The sequence below is a fragment of the Streptomyces sp. NPDC021212 genome, from assembly GCF_044332925.1.
In the GTDB taxonomy this organism is placed as follows: Bacteria; Actinomycetota; Actinomycetes; order Streptomycetales; family Streptomycetaceae; genus Streptomyces.
This window is the reverse complement of the sequence record NZ_JBIRPZ010000015.1, coordinates 38,103-52,886: the sequence shown is the minus strand read 5'-3', so window position 1 is coordinate 52,886 and position 14,784 is coordinate 38,103. Positions and strand designations below refer to the sequence as shown.

The window sequence follows — 14,784 nt, the reverse complement described above, 5'->3', positions numbered from 1 at the left end:
CCGTTCCCACCACGCCGACCGAGGTACCCCGCATGCCGCACCACCAGGAACGCACCGTCGACTTCTTCTCCGAAGACGCCCTTCCCGCGCCACGGGTGTCGCCGACCGAGGCGGAGCGCATCGCCGCCCAGGAGCTGGGCTTCGACGGCCGTGCGCAAGCGCTGGGCAGCAACCAGGACGTCAACTTCCTGCTGCGGGAGCGGAACGGGGCGGGCACGGCGATCTTGAAGATCGCCAACCCCTCCTTCAGCTCCGTGGAGATCGACGCCCAGGACGCCGCCGCCGACCTGGTCGCCTCGGCCTGCCCCGATCTGCGCGTCGCCACCGTGCTGCGCCACCCTGACGGCACTCCGCGCCGAGCGACGGTGGCCACCGAGAGCGGGCCGGTCATCGCACGCCTGCTGCGGTATCTGCCCGGTGGAGCGCTCACGGGAAGCCAGCACCTGTCCCCGGACACGGTCGCGGGCATGGGGGCGATCGCCGGGCAGGCCGGCGCGGCCCTGCGCGACTTCGCCCACCCAGGTCTTGAGCGCGTGCTCCAGTGGGACCTTCAGCACGCGAACCGGGTCGTCGCCAGACTCGCCGATCACATCGACGATGCCGAACCGCGCAACGCCGTACGCTCCGCGAGCTCGGATGCCTGGGCGCGGGTCCAGAAGCTCGCCCCCGAACTGCCCTCGCAAGCGGGGCACTTCGACCTCACGGACGACAATCTGATCCGGTCGCCCGAGAGCCGCACACCGATACCGGACGGGGTCATCGACTTCGGTGACCTGACGACGAGTTGGGCCGTCGGCGAACTCGCCAGCACGCTGACCTCGATGCTCCACCACGACGGGATGGAGCCGCACCACCTCCTCCCCGCGGTACGCGCCTTCCACGCCGTGCGGCCCCTCTCACAGCCGGAGGCCGAGGCACTGTGGCCGCTGGTGGTCCTACGTGCCTGCGTCCTGATGGTCAGCGGCAGGCATCAGGTCGCCGTCGACCCGGACAACGTCTACGCCCAGGCGAATCTCGACGGCGAGTGGCGCATGTTCGAGGCGGCCACCCGGCTTCCTGTCCCGGTCATGATCCACCTCGTCAAGGAGGCGACCGGTCTGACCGACGCGGGCGCCCCGGCGGACGCACCCGTGCGTCCTCTCCTGCGGGACGTCGACGCCGACCGGATCACGGTCCTCGACCTGTCCACGGACGCGGACGCCATGGACCACGGTGCCTGGCTCGAAACCCGTACCGAGGACCGGCTCGCGGCCTCGGCACTCGACGCCGGGTCGACCGCGGTCGCCACCCGGTACGCCCAGGCACGGCTCACCCGCGCGACTCCGCTCTCGTTCGACTCCACCGCGACGGTACCCACCGGCATCGACCTGTGGCTCGGTCGGGACACCCTGCTGCAGGCACCCGCCGCGGGCACGGTGCTCGCCTCGGAACCGGGCCTCGTGGAGATCACGTACGGGCCACGGCTGCTGACCGTGTCCCTGCCCGCCGCGTCGAGCGCGTCGGTCCTCACCGGCTCTCAGGTGCAGCCCGGCGACGTACTCGCCCAGCTCCCCTCCCGGACCTCGCTCCGCCTGACGCTGCGCGACACCGACAGCCCCGCCGTCCCGTCGCTGGTCCGCCCCGAGTACGCCGAAGGATGGCTCGCGCTCACCGCCGACCCCGCCCCGCTGCTCGGCCTCCCCGCCACCGGGCCTACCGCACCCGACGGTCTGCTGGAGCGGCGTGACGCCGCTTTCGCGACGGCCCAGAAGCACTACTACGCCAACCCGCCCCGCATGGAACGCGGTTGGCGCCACTTCATGCTGTCCACCGACGGCCGCGCCTACCTCGACATGGTCAACAACGTCACCCCGCTCGGCCACGCTCACCCGCGTGTCGAGGAGGTGGTCGCCCGGCAGCTGCGACGGCTCAACACCAACTCACGCTTCCACTACGCCGCGGTCGTGGAGTTCACCGAACGCCTCGCCGCCCTCCTGCCCGACCCCCTGGACACGGTGTTCCTGGTCAACTCCGGTTCCGAGGCGGTGGATCTGGGCCTCCAACTCGCCCGAGGAGCCAGCGGCCTGGACGATGTCGTCGCCGTCCGAGAGGCGTACCACGGCTGGACCTACGCTTCCGACGCGGTCACCACGTCGCTCGTGGACTATCCGAACGGGCTCGCCTCCCGCCCGGAGTGGGTGCACACCGTGGACTCCCCCAACTCCTTCCGGGGCCGCCACCGCGGGGCCGCTGCCGCGCAGTACGCGCCGGAGGCCGTCACGGCGATCGACGAGCTGGCCGCGTCCGGCCGCCCTGCCGGAGCGTTCATCAGCGAGACGTTCTACGGCAACGCGGGCGGAGTCGCCCTGCCCGACGGCTATCTCTCCGAGGTGTACGCCGCCGTCCGCCGGCACGGCGGTCTGGTGATCGCCGACGAGGTACAGGTGGGCTACGGCCGCCTCGGGCACTGGTTCTGGGGCTTCGAGCAGCAGCAGGTGGTGCCCGACATCGTCTGTGTCGCCAAGGCCACCGGCAACGGACACCCTCTCGGCGCCGTCATCACCTCCCAGGCCGTCGCCGACCGCTACCGCGACAACGGTGGCTTCTTCTCCTCCACCGGTGGCAGCCCGGTCTCCTCCGTCGTGGGCCTCACCGTCCTGGACACCCTGCGCGACGAGGGCCTCCAGGAGAACGCGGTACGCGTCGGCGGCCATCTGGGGCGTCGGCTGGGGGCCCTCGCCGACCGCTACGACATCATCGGCGCCGTCCACGGCTCGGGCCTCTACCTCGGCCTCGAACTCGTCCGGGACCGCGACAGTCTGAAGCCCGCGACGGAAGAGACCGCCGAACTCTGCGACCGCATGCTCGACCTCGGCGTCATCGTCCAGCCCACCGGGGACCACCTCAACATCCTCAAGATCAAGCCCCCTCTATGCATCGACAGGGCCGCGGCCGACTTCTTCATCGACACACTGGACCGAGCCCTGGCCCAACTCGGTCACGCCCGCTGACCGTCGCCGGGGTGGCGGTGGCGGCCCGGTACCGGGCTCGCCGGCGGGATCGGGCTCAGCCGCCCCGCACACCGAGGCCGCGGCGGAGCGCGTCGATCTCGTCGGCAAGCATCCGGCGGGAGATCTTTGCCGTCTCCACCATGCCCGAGCCGTGGAAGGTGCCCGGGTAATGGCGCAGCTCGGTCGCCACCCCGGCATGCGCGAGCCGACGGGCGTACTCGATCCCCTCGTCCCGCAACGGGTCGAACTGGCAGGTCGTCACGTACGCCGGGGGCAGGCCCGTCAGGTCCTCGGCGCGGGCCGGGGCCGCGTACGGGGAAACGTCTTCGCCGCCCGGTTCCGTGCCGAGGTAGCTGGTCCAGCTGAACACCGCGTTCGGCCGGTTCCACCACGGCGTGTCGGTGTAGGCGCGCATCGACGGCGTGTCGAGGCGGTCGTCCAGCTCCGGGATGCCGAGGTACTGGAAGCAGAGCGACGGGCCGCCGCGGTCACGGGCCAGCAACGCCACCGCGGCTGCCAGGCCACCGCCCGCGCTCTCACCGCCCACGCCCACCCGCGCCGGGTCGACACCCAGCTCCTGCGCCTCGGCCCCGACCCACTGCAGGGCCGCGTAGCAGTCCTCGACCGGCGCCGGGAACGGGTGCTCGGGCGCCAGCCGGTAGTCCACCGACACGATCACCACACCCAGCTCGTCGACCAGCCGGAGCAGCGCCGCATGGAACATGTCGAACTCGCGCAGGACGAACCCGCCGCCGTGGAGGTAGAGCAGGCCGGGCACCGCCTCGGTGCGGTTCGCCGGCGAGTAGAGGCGCACCGGGACGTCCGGCGCACCGGACAGACCGGGCGCCATCGTGTCCCGCACCTCGACGGGGTGGACCGGTTCGTAGACGGGAAGGTCGTGGCGCGACGCCTCCATCGCGGCGCGCGCGGCCAGCAGGGAGCCCTGGTCGGTCAGGGAGAACGCCGGGAGCATGTCCAGCCAGGGCAGCAGCTCGGGATCGATCGCGTAGGTCATGACCCGATCCTGGGCCGCGGCAGGTGTCCCGGGCCACCGCCACTTGGCGGGCGTTGCGGGCGCGGACCTCGCCGTCCGGCGGCGAGAACCTGTCGTGGCGTGACGGCATGAAGGGGCTGCTGCTGCGTCTTTCCGGGCTCGACGCCGACGCCGAGAACGCCGTGCGGGTGATCGGGTTCTTCGACCGCCTGATCACCGGGCGGGTGAGCGTGGACGTCCTGGTGCGCAGCACGGCCGACCTCGCCGGCTGCCCGGTCGGCGTGCACGCGCCCGGTCAGGGCCTGTCGCTGCGCGCGGACGGCGACGGGGCTGACACGACGCCAGCGACAGCGCCGGCCCGGGCCGCCGTCCGCGCGCTCGACGGCGGCACCGAGGTGTGGGTGGCGCGCGGCGGCCCGCCGGTCCCGCTCGACGACATACTGCTGGAACGGTTCGCCATCGCCACCGCGATCCTCCTTGACCACCCCGGCGTGCCGCGGCCCAAGCTCGGCGACCCGGCGCTGGTCGAGCTGGTGCTGTCCGAAGGCGCCGGCGCGGCCGAGCGCTCGCGGGCGCTGCACCTGCTCGGCCTCGCCCCGGCGGCGCGGCTGCGGGTGCTGGCCGGCACCGACGTCGGCGGGCTCGCCGGGTGGTCTGCCCAGCTGGGCGGCGTGTGGGCGGTGCTGACCGCGGACCCGGTGCCCGCCGCGCTCCCCGACGGCGCCCGGGTGGGCGTCGGCCCGGAGCTGCCGGCCCACGACGCCGCCCGCTCATGGACGGCCGCCCGGACCGCCCTGCGGTTCACCTCCCCAACGCAACCGGTGGTGTGGTGGGAGCAGCTCGGCAGCCTCGCCGCGCTCGACGGCACGCTCGAACCGGCGGCGCTCCACTCACTGGCCGACGTCCGCGCGCTCGACCGGCTCGCCACGGAGCCCCACGGCGAAGACACCCTCTCCGCGCTCGACGCGCTGTGCACGACCGGTTCGGCCCGCAAAGCCTCGGCCCTGCTGCACCGCCACCACAGCACCATGCCGGCGCGGCTGACCCGAGCCGAAGCCGTCCTCGGCTTCGAGGTCGGCTCCCCGGCCGGCCGGTTTCGGCTGCACCTCGCGCTCATGCTGAAACGGCTGCGGGACAACGCCGATCTCCGCTGACCGTCCACAGGGACCGCGGCTTCCTCACGCGACGCCTCCATCGCGGCACGCGCGGCCGACGGGGAGCCCTGGTCGGTCACGTCGCGCCGGAGCGGGGCGCCGCCGCTGACCCGAGCAGCCGCCACCCACCCCGTTCCCGCACACCGCGGTGCGGGGCCCGGGGCGCGGCCCCGGTTCCGGGGAGGGGCGGGGTAGGGGAAAGATCCCGCCCCGGCCCCCGAAATCGGTTGTCACGGACCCGCCCAACACTGATCGTTGTCCCGGACGACACACCACCCCCGGGAGGACGCACGGCCATGCCCACCGAAAGACCCGTCCCACCCCTCCTCGCGGGAGAACGCGAGACATTGCGCGGCTTCCTCGACTTCCACCGCGCCACGCTCGCCATGAAGTGCGACGGCCTCTCCGACGAGGAGTTGCGGCGACAGTCGATGCCGCCCTCGTCCCTCTCGCTGCTCGGCCTCGTCCGCCACATGGCCGAGGTGGAGCGCACCTGGTTCCGCATCGTCGTGGGCGGCGAGGACCTCCCGCTCGTCTGGTCCGACGAGCGCGACTACCAGGTGGCGTACGACGCGACGACGGCCACCCGCGCCGAGGCGTTCGACGCCTGGCAGCACGAGGTGGAGCACGCGCGCCGGATCGAGCGGGAGGCGGAGTCGCTGGACGTCGTCGCGCACAGCGAGCGCTGGGGCAAGGACGTGACGCTGCGGCTGATCATGACCCACGTACTGCTGGAGTACGGACGCCACAACGGCCACGCCGACTTCCTGCGCGAGGGCATCGACGGAACGGTGGGAGCCTGACATGACCGAACAGAAGCCGGCCGACCCGACCGTCGTCCACCCCATGCCGGACCAGCCACGCGTCGTCCTCCTCAAGCCACTGGTCACCTCACCCCTGATCGAGGTCGGCGAGTTCTCGTACTACGACGACCCCGACGACCCGACCGCCTTCGAGACCCGCAACGTGCTGTACCACTACGGCCCGGAGCGGCTGGTCATCGGGAAGTTCTGCGCGCTGGGCGAAGGCGTGCGGTTCCTCATGAACGGCGCCAACCACCGCATGGACGGCGCCTCGACCTTCCCGTTCCCCATCATGGGCGGATCCTGGGCCGACCACTTCGACCTGATCACCGGCCTGCCCGGCCGGGGCGACACCGTGGTCGGGCACGACGTCTGGTTCGGCTACCGGGCGACCGTGATGCCCGGCGTCCGCATCGGCCACGGCGCGATCGTCGCCTCGGGCTCCGTCGTGGTGGACGACGTACCGGACTACGGCATCGTCGGCGGCAACCCGGCCCGGCTGATCCGCCGCCGCTACAACGACGCCGACATCGCCCGGCTGTTGGCCCTCGCCTGGTGGGACTGGCCGCTCCCACACCTCACCGCACACCTCCGCACGGTGATGTCCGGCTCCCTCGACGCCCTGGAGGCCGCGGCGCCCCCTGCGTTAACGTAACCGGCGTTCGGAAAGGGAATACGGGGGCCCGCATGAAGCTGGTGGAGCATATAGCTGCCGTACGGGACGGGTCGGGCGACCCCGCCGCCATGGTGGGCGAGTTCCGGCGCACCGCCGTACTGGTGCCGCTGGTCGACGACGACTTCATGACGGCGACGTACGGCGGAATCCACTGGATCTACGCCTTCACGGACGAACTCGCCCTCGCGCGCTTCGCCGAGGTCCGCGGCGCGGCGCGCGAGGAGTGGGAGTTCGCGACCGTGCTGGGGGCCCGGCTGCTGGATGTGATGGTCCCCGCGCTGGACGGTCCGGCGGGCGTCGCGCTCGATGTGGCCGACGAGGACGGCTCGATGATGTTCCCGCCGGTGAAGGGCATCGTGCCGGACGAGGTGGCGGTGGACCTCACCGAAACCGAAGCCGCCGAAACCGAAACGAACACCGGCCCGGAAACCCCTCGATAAGGAGGCGGCAACCCGGCTCCACCGCCCGCACCTTCACCGACGACCTCATCGCCACCGCCGCCGACGGCCACCCGGCGGACCTCGTCCACGTCGGCTCCGTGGCCGGACACGCCCTCTACCCCAACTGGTCCGTCTACTCGGCCACCAAGGCCGCCGTAGCCCATCTGACCCGCAACCTGCGCGCCGAACTGGGCCCGCGCAACGTCCGCGTGAAGAACGTAGAACCCGGCGTCACCCTCACCGAACTGGGCACGGACATGCGCGATACGCAGATGTCCGCAACCCTGTCCGGGATGCGCACCGCCCTCCACCCCCTCGCCGCCGAGGACCTAGCGGAAGCGATCGCCCACGCGGTGGCGGCACCGCCACATGTGAACATCGCCGAACTGGTGGTGGTCCCGGTCCAGCAGGGCTGACACCTTCGCCCCGCATGCACGGCGGGGCACCACCCGGGCGGCGCGGGACATAGCCTTCCCGGGTGAGCGATCTCTTCGAACTGCAGCTGACCCTCGACCTCCCCGGCTCCCTGCCCGCCTCCGACCTCGCCCTGATCCGCCAACACCTGGGCGAGGTCGAGGACGAGGGCCAGGGCTCCGAGGCATCCGATCCCCTGGCGGAGCACCCCCTCCTCTCCTCCAGGGGCCCGGCCCACCGCATCGGCGGAACCCTGGTCGGCGAACTGCTGCCCGGACCGGTTGGCTGGGGCCTGACCGTACGGCAGGAGGTGCACCCGGACGAGTTCGAAGCCCTGCGAACCCTCCTCATCTGGCTGGCCGCCCGGACAACGTCCGTCGGTGCCATCGGTTATCTGCGCTTCCTCGAACACGACGTCCCCGACGTCCTGATCGCCGCCCCGGACTCCCCGGACGGCATCCACCGCCTGACCCTCCGCCCCGGCTCCCCCGCCCAGCGCCTGCTCCCGGACGGCTAGGGAGGGGCAGCGCCGCACCGCCCCTCGTTCCGCCCCTGCCCGGTCCTCGGTCAGCAACAACACAAACCGGTGAGGACGACAACGGCGGCCTCCCACACATGCACCCCCACCGTGGCGACCGCCCCGGCGTGCGTGCGGCACGATGGCGTCGATGAGCACCACCCACCCCAGCGCCTGCCGCTGAGCACCGCCGGCTACCAGAGCTCGACCCGATGAGCACCGACAACCGCTCCCACACGTCCCACCACCTCCTCGGCAGCCATCACCCCCACCTGCCGCCCACCCCGCAACCGCAGCGCCACCGCACCCTCGGCGGCCTCCTTCGCTCCGATCACCACCTGGTACGGCACGAGCCGAGCGGCCCGGACGCGAGCCCCCAGCGAACCGCACTCCGGCCCGTCGACCCGGGCCCGCAGCCCTCGCTCGACGCACCTTTCGACAAACGCGTCGGCATGCCGCACCTCCCCATCGGACACCGGCAGAACCACCACCTGCACGGGCGCAAGCCACCCCGGAAACGCGCCACCATGCACCTCCAGGAGCTGAGCGACGGCCCGCTCGACACTGCCGATGATGCTGCGATGAACCATCACCGGCCGGTGCTTCGCACCGTCGGCGCCGACATAGTGCAGGTCGAACCGCTCAGGCTGATGAAAATCCACCTGCACGGTGGACAAGGTGAACTCCCGCCCGGCCCCATCGGCAACCTGCACATCGATCTTGGGCCCGTAAAACGCGGCCTCGCCCACCCCCTCCTCGTACGGCACCCCGGCCCGCCCAAGAACCTCCCCCAGCACCGCAACCGCCCGCTCCCACACCCCACCACCCGCGACAAACTTCCCACCCGCCCCCGGCAACGAAAGCCGATACCGCACCGCCCGGATCCCCAGCGCCTCATACGCCCGCCGAATCATCCCCAACGCGCCCTCCACCTCCCCGGCGACCTGATCCAGGGCACAGAAGATGTGCGCATCGTTGAGCTGAATCGCCCGCACCCGAGCCAGCCCACCCAGAACCCCCGGACAGCTCGGCCCGGTACATCCCACCCAACTCCGCCATCCTCAACGGCAGTTCACGGTAGCTGTGCGAGCGCGACCGGAAGATCACCGCATGATGCGGACACAGACTCGGCCGCAGCACGACCTGCTCACCACGCACCTCCATCGGCGGAAACATGTCGTCCCTGTAATGCGCCCAGTGCCCCGACACCTCGTACAACTCCCGCTTGCCGAGCACCGGCGAATACACATGCCGATACCCCGCCCGCCGCTCCTCCCCCCGGATGTACTCCTCCAGCGCATGCCGCACGGCCGCGCCATCCGGCAACCAATACGGCAACCCCGCCCCGATCAACGGATCGGTCCCGAACAGACCCAACTCACGGCCCAGCTTGCGATGGTCATGCATGACGTTCTCCCTCACGGACGGCGAGGCGAGCACCACCGCAAGCAGAAACCCCGGGGCACTCGCCCCGGGGCTTCGGACCAGACATCAGTCAGCGCGCCGGGACTCTCTCCGGCGTCGTCGTCATACCAGCGCGCTTCATGCCGATGACCGTACCAACCCCACCCCACCCCCGCCGCCCCTTTTTCCACGGTGCAGGGACCACGGAGGTGATCTGGTGCGGACGGGGCGGTCGGTGCTTGCGACACGTGGTCCCCGCAGCCCAATCGGCAGGCCCAGGACTAGCGACGCCCCACCGCCAAGAGGTGCGAACTCGCAGCCAGCAGTTCCGGATACGGCTCGGCCATCCGAGCCGCAGCCAAAGCCGATTGGAACAACGGCGTATCGATCAGGGAGTCACCCGTGTACTGCTCCGTCGCCTTCAACATCGCCCACGTCGGGCCCTCGATGCCGAAGACCTGAGCGTCGAACCCCGCCGCGGTCACCTCTTCGAGCAGTTGCGCGCCGCTATGGAAGTAGGCAGCGGTGAAAGCCTTCTTCCCGTCGTGCATCTGAGTCCGGAGGATGTTCCCGATGCTCTCCTGCATCCGTTCGCGGTGCAGGTGGGCGAATGCCGTGTGCTCAAAAAGACTGGCGTAGCGGTTGATCCCCGCGGCCGCGACGAGCCCGCCCGGACGCAGCACTCGGTATGCCTCCGCAAGCGCCTGATCCCGGTCGGCGCGCTCCAACAGGTGGTAAAGGGGGCCCAGCAGAAGGACAACGTCGTAGGACTCCTTCTCCGCCGTGAGCCCCCTGGCATCACCCAGTTCAGCGACGCACCCGTCAACGCGCTGCGCCTGGTCGACGTGCCGGGAAACGGGGTCCACGAGGTGCACCTCGTAGCCATCCTCGATCAGCCACCGAGCGTGCGTGCCCGGACCGCCGCCGACATCAAGGATCCGGGCCGGGGCAGGCGGAAGATGGCGGCGCAGAAGTTCTTGTGTCCTCAGCATCTCCAGCCTGCCGTCCGCCGTGGACGACAACCGCGTCGACTCGTCGATGGTGGACGCGTAGAAGGTCATGACCTCGGGAGCTATCCGGTGAGCCGTCATGACTGCATTGTGGCGGGCCAGGGATGCCCGTGTCCGCAATGCGGGTAACGTGCCCGGTCAGCCCGTCACCGCTACCGTTATGAGGCCGAGGGCAGCATCTCGTGGCTGCTGAGCCACTTCGCAGCCTCTCTCAGCCTCGCCGCCAAGCTGATCTGCTACCCGCAGGCAGCCAACCTCACCACGTCTGGGCGTTTATCGGAGGGCAGCACCGCACAGAGTTGCGGCAACCTCGGCGCACCCTGAGCAACGGCTTTCCACGTGACGTCAGTTCCGCAGCGCCGGTGATCCGGTCGGGGCGAGCCGCCCGGCGCTGCGGTACGTGGCGATACCGAAGGCCAGCAGCCAGTAGCTGAGGACCGCACCCATCAGGGCGGTGGTGCCCCAGCCGTTCGCCGCGTAGAAGTTCGCGGGGGTGTTGCCGAAGAACAGCGACGGCACGAAGGCCAGGTTGACCCCGGCCAGGACGTACGCCGACCGGCCGGTCCACCGCGGGAGCAGGTTCGTGCGGGAGATGACGTAGCCCACCGAGGTCAGGAAGAACCCCAGCATGAGGCGGGAGATCGAACCGTAGAGGATGTACGTGCCGTTGACGGCGATGGTCGGATCGATCGGGTGGTCGACGGCGATGACCGCGCCGGCTTCCAGGCCGCTGGAGACCAGGGTGATGGTCGCGTAGACCAGACCCGTGGCGAAGGCCATCGAGCCGGCCCACTCATATGCGGGGCTCACGCGCTTGACCAGCTCACGGAAGGCCGTCACGAACACGACCAGGAACGCGAGCGCGACGATCCCGATCAGCAGCCTGGCCAGGACGTTCGAGTCCGGCGGCGGACCCGAGTAGATGAAGTACAGGGGCACTTCGATGATGAGAGCGGCCGCGGCGGAGATGCCCGCGATGCCGGTAACGCGCCTGGCAAAGGTCTCGTTCATGAGCGCCCCCGGTTGTCTTCTTTGTCGCTTCTTCCACTGATGAGGTAAATGCTGCCGATCGCGGGGCTCATCGTCGCTGGGCCTGAACACCGGATGAGGGTGGTCCTTCCGACACCCTCCTCGGCGGCGACGCGAGTATCCACAACGCGGCTCCACCTCTCATGCCCCGTGTCGGGGTCCCCGCGCAGGCGGGGCTGGTCCGGCCGCAGTCCGCCGGGCGTCTGGGTCGGCCGGGACTGGAGCGACCGTGGCGCCAGTAGCCGTAGAACGCGACGTCCGGCTTCGGGACGCCGCGGTCGACAGCGGGCAACCGCATCGCCGAGCAGGCCCGGATCTCGATCGGCTCGCTGTACCAGTACCACCCGAACAGGGACGCGATCCTGGCCGAGCTGGTGCTCCGTCACCTCGATGCGGCAGCTCGGTCGGCGTGGCCGCCCGCAGCGCCGCAGCTCGAACGCCACTTCGACAACCACACCGCCCGATCCCGGCAATGGCTCGCTCTGCTCCGCGGTGACCGGCTCCACGGTCCGCGAGAGCCCGATTTCGGCCCTCCTGACCCTTCCCCGCCGCCCTCGGGTGCCTGGGATAGTGACCCCATGAGCGACGCGTACGAGCGGATGATGCGGGCCAACCAGGCGAACTGGGACGCCCGGACCCCCGTCCACCTCGCCAGCCGGTTCTACGGGGTCGACGAGGCCGGCGCGGAGCACGACCCGTCCCGCTGGTTCGCCTCGTGGGAGTGGGACGACCTCGGCGAGCTGGCCGGCCGCGACGTACTGCACCTGCAATGCCACCTCGGCACGGAGACGATCGCCTTCGCGCAGCGCGGGGCACGGGCCGCCGGTCTCGACTTCTCCGCGGCGTCCGTGGCGGCGGCGACCGGCATCGCGGCGCGTGCGGGCTTCGATGTGCCGTATGTGCGGGCCAATGTGTACGACGCCGTGGCGGCCCTCGGCGGGCGGCGGTTCGACGTCGTCTACACCGGCAAGGGCGCCTTGTGCTACCTCCCCGACCTGGACCGCTGGGCCGGCGTCGCCGCCGAGCTGCTGCGTCCCGGCGGCCACCTGTACGTCGTGGAGTTCCATCCGCTCCTCAACGCACTGGGCCCGAAACCCGCCTCCGGAGAGGGCCCCGAACTCCTGCTCAGGCACGACTACTTGGGCGGCAGCGGCCCTGTGCACCGCGACGGGACGCACACCTACACGGACGGCCCGGCCGTCGAGGGCGCCACCGACAGCTACGAGTGGATGCACGGGCTGGATGATGTCGTCAACGCCCTGATCGGAGCGGGCCTGAGCATCCGGCGGCTGCGCGAGTCACCCGAACTGCCCTGGCCTCGCTGGCCCCACATGACGCGGGCCTCGTCCGGCTGGTGGCAGCTGCCGGAGCCACGGATCCCGTTGCTGTACGGGCTCCTGGCATCCCGTTGAGCGGGGGCCGCGGTGGCGCCACGCCGGGCGGCAAGGTCCAGGTCCCATTGCGCCATCGCCATCAAGAGGAGATCACATGCCACCTGCCCCTTCTCCGCGTCTGTCCGTTGTCATCGACACCGATCCCGGCGTGGATGACGCCTGGGCGATCCTGTTTCTGGCTGCCCAGCCGGACGTCGAGATCGTCGCCGTCGGGGCCGCGCACGGCAACGTGCCCACTGCCGTGGCGGCGGCCAACGCGCTACGTGTGCTCGACATCGCCGGCCTCGACCACATACCGGTTGCCGCCGGGCATCCCACCCCCCTTCAACAGCCTCTGCGGACATCCGAGTTCGTCCACGGCGTGGACGGCCTCGGCGGCAACGCCGGCCCTGCGTCCCTGCGCCGGACCAGCCAGGAATCGGCAGCGGAACAACTCGTACGCCTGGCCAGACAACGGCCGGGCGAGCTGACGCTGCTGGCGCTGGCCCCGCTGACCAACATCGCCCTCGCCCTTCGGATCGAGCCGAACCTTCCCCGTTACCTGCGCCGCGTGGTGTGCATGGGCGGCGCGTTCCGTGTTCCCGGCAATGTCACCGCCTGGGCCGAGGCGAACTCCGCCCATGATCCGGAGGCGGCGGAAGAGGTGCTGCGCGCGGGGTTCGACCTGACCCTGGTGCCGCTGGACATGACCGACCACGCGTGGGCCGACGACATCTGGTTGAAGCGGATCGCGGACGCGGACGCCCCAGCGGCTCGTTTCGCATCGTCCGTACTCGACACCTACGTGGCCCTCTACAGCAGCACTCGCGGCACCGTCGGCTGTGTCCTGCACGATCCGCTCGCCGCGGCCATCATGGTCGACGAGTCCTTGGCCACCTACGAGGAGCACCAGGTCATGGTCGAGCTGGCGGGTCACACGCGCGGCGCCACACTGCTCGACGCGCGGAAGTTCACCGTCAGCCATGGTGGCATTCCCGACCAACGGCCCCCGGTGCGGATAGCCGCCACCGTGGACGCCGTCACGGCGATGGACCGCATCCACCACGCTCTCACCGCCTGATACGCCCGGCCCGTTCCCGACCAGGAAGGCAATCGATGACCGGCACGGCCTCCCCCCAGCACTACGCACCCCGGTGGGACAGCGACACCCGCCCGGCCCCGCCCGCCACCGGTGGCGAACGCGAGACCCTGAGCGCCGTCCTGGACTGGCACCGGGCCACCTTCGAGCTCAAGTGCGCCGGCCTGCCCCCGGAACGGCTGTCCGAACGGGCGGTGCCGCCGTCCGGCCTGTCCCTGCACGGCATCGTGCGGCATCTGGCGGGCGTCGAGCGCTGGTGGTTCCGCATCCAGTTCGCCGGTGAGAACGTTCCGATGCTCTACTACTCCGACGACGACCCCGACCAGGACTTCGGCAGCCTGGACGGTGACGTCGACGAAGCCTTCGCCGTGTGGCGGGCGGAGTGCGAGCACTCCCGGCACATCACGGCCGCTGCCGCGTCACTGGACGAAACGGGGATCCGCAAGAGCACCGGCGAGCCGATCTCACTGCGCAGGATCCTGGTGGACCTGATCGCCGAGTACGCACGGCACAACGGCCACGCCGATCTCCTGCGCGAGCGCATCGACGGCGCCACCGGGATGTGAGGCAGGGGGCCCGGATCACCCGGGCCCCCTCCCGGCACGAGCACGAGGAGAGACCGCGTCACCTGGCGCCCGGACTCGTTCCGCGCCGCGCAGCGGCTCAGCGGCTACCGAAGCGCCCTCGCCCAGGCCGGGGTCCGGGAGGTCCGGGAGGTCCGGGAGGACCCGCGGCTGGTGGTCGGTGATCTCACGACCCCTCAGCAGGCCCGCGACGCGGTCGTACGCCTGCTGGACCTGCCGTCACCCCGACGGCATTCCTCGCGCTCAACCTCGGCATCAGCACGGGGGTCCTCATCGAACGGCCAGCCGGACGGCACG

Annotated in this window: 13 protein-coding genes and 1 pseudogene; 10 read left to right on the top strand and 4 right to left on the bottom strand. The window is 70.9% G+C overall.

What is annotated here, in order from left to right:
• The first annotated feature begins 32 nt into the window (after positions 1 to 32).
• Positions 33 to 2,990 (top strand): aminotransferase, encoded by a 2,958-nt coding sequence (locus tag ACH4SI_RS33460; protein ID WP_398302408.1) that lies wholly within the window; start codon positions 33 to 35, stop codon positions 2,988 to 2,990.
• A gap of 55 nt (positions 2,991 to 3,045) precedes the next feature.
• Here ACH4SI_RS33460 and ACH4SI_RS33455 read toward each other — a convergent pair whose 3' ends face one another.
• Positions 3,046 to 4,005 (bottom strand): alpha/beta hydrolase, encoded by a 960-nt coding sequence (locus ACH4SI_RS33455; protein ID WP_398302406.1) that lies wholly within the window; start codon positions 4,003 to 4,005, stop codon positions 3,046 to 3,048.
• Positions 4,006 to 4,028: 23 nt separating this feature from the next.
• On the opposite strand from ACH4SI_RS33455, the gene ACH4SI_RS33450 reads away from it, so the two are divergent.
• The 6 genes from ACH4SI_RS33450 (at position 4,029) to ACH4SI_RS33425 (ending at position 7,988) form a co-directional block, all read left to right on the top strand.
• Positions 4,029 to 5,138, top strand: coding sequence for a helix-turn-helix domain-containing protein (locus tag ACH4SI_RS33450; RefSeq protein WP_398302404.1), 1,110 nt, complete (start codon positions 4,029 to 4,031; stop codon positions 5,136 to 5,138).
• 296 nt (positions 5,139 to 5,434) lie between these two features.
• Complete coding sequence (locus ACH4SI_RS33445) at positions 5,435 to 5,941, top strand: DinB family protein (RefSeq protein WP_398302402.1); 507 nt, start codon at positions 5,435 to 5,437, stop codon at positions 5,939 to 5,941.
• A gap of 1 nt (position 5,942) precedes the next feature.
• Positions 5,943 to 6,596 (top strand): CatB-related O-acetyltransferase, encoded by a 654-nt coding sequence (locus ACH4SI_RS33440; RefSeq protein ID WP_398302400.1) that lies wholly within the window; start codon positions 5,943 to 5,945, stop codon positions 6,594 to 6,596.
• Between the two features lie 32 nt (positions 6,597 to 6,628).
• The gene (locus ACH4SI_RS33435) at positions 6,629 to 7,057 is read left to right on the top strand and encodes an SseB family protein (RefSeq protein WP_398302398.1); all 429 of its coding nucleotides are present in this window, start codon (positions 6,629 to 6,631) and stop codon (positions 7,055 to 7,057) included.
• Positions 7,054 to 7,473 carry an SDR family oxidoreductase gene (locus tag ACH4SI_RS33430; protein ID WP_398302692.1) on the top strand — a complete coding sequence of 140 codons (420 nt, stop codon included), beginning with the start codon at positions 7,054 to 7,056 and terminating at the stop codon, positions 7,471 to 7,473. The genes ACH4SI_RS33435 and ACH4SI_RS33430 overlap by 4 nt, the downstream gene beginning before the upstream one ends.
• Positions 7,474 to 7,535: 62 nt before the next feature.
• Positions 7,536 to 7,988: a hypothetical protein gene (locus ACH4SI_RS33425; RefSeq protein WP_398302396.1), complete on the top strand. Its 453-nt coding sequence runs from the start codon at positions 7,536 to 7,538 to the stop codon at positions 7,986 to 7,988.
• Positions 7,989 to 8,182: 194 nt separating this feature from the next.
• Here ACH4SI_RS33425 and thrS read toward each other — a convergent pair.
• The 3 genes and pseudogenes from thrS to ACH4SI_RS33410 form a co-directional block, all read right to left on the bottom strand.
• Positions 8,183 to 9,395 (bottom strand): annotated as a pseudogene (gene thrS / locus ACH4SI_RS33420) (threonine--tRNA ligase).
• Between the two features lie 278 nt (positions 9,396 to 9,673).
• Complete coding sequence (locus ACH4SI_RS33415; RefSeq protein ID WP_398302394.1) at positions 9,674 to 10,483, bottom strand: class I SAM-dependent methyltransferase; 810 nt, start codon at positions 10,481 to 10,483, stop codon at positions 9,674 to 9,676.
• A 264-nt stretch (positions 10,484 to 10,747) separates the two neighbouring features.
• Positions 10,748 to 11,413 (bottom strand): hypothetical protein, encoded by a 666-nt coding sequence (locus tag ACH4SI_RS33410; protein ID WP_398302392.1) that lies wholly within the window; start codon positions 11,411 to 11,413, stop codon positions 10,748 to 10,750.
• Positions 11,414 to 12,009: 596 nt separating this feature from the next.
• Here ACH4SI_RS33410 and ACH4SI_RS33405 point away from each other — a divergent pair.
• The 3 genes from ACH4SI_RS33405 to ACH4SI_RS33395 all read left to right on the top strand — a co-directional run bounded on the left by ACH4SI_RS33405 (position 12,010) and on the right by ACH4SI_RS33395 (position 14,469).
• Positions 12,010 to 12,843, top strand: a complete 834-nt coding sequence (locus tag ACH4SI_RS33405) for a class I SAM-dependent methyltransferase (RefSeq protein ID WP_398302390.1) — start codon at positions 12,010 to 12,012, stop codon at positions 12,841 to 12,843.
• Between the two features lie 76 nt (positions 12,844 to 12,919).
• Positions 12,920 to 13,885, top strand: coding sequence for a nucleoside hydrolase (locus tag ACH4SI_RS33400; protein WP_398302388.1), 966 nt, complete (start codon positions 12,920 to 12,922; stop codon positions 13,883 to 13,885).
• A 35-nt stretch (positions 13,886 to 13,920) separates the two neighbouring features.
• Positions 13,921 to 14,469, top strand: coding sequence for a DinB family protein (locus ACH4SI_RS33395; RefSeq protein ID WP_398302386.1), 549 nt, complete (start codon positions 13,921 to 13,923; stop codon positions 14,467 to 14,469).
• The last annotated feature ends 315 nt before the right edge of the window (positions 14,470 to 14,784 follow it).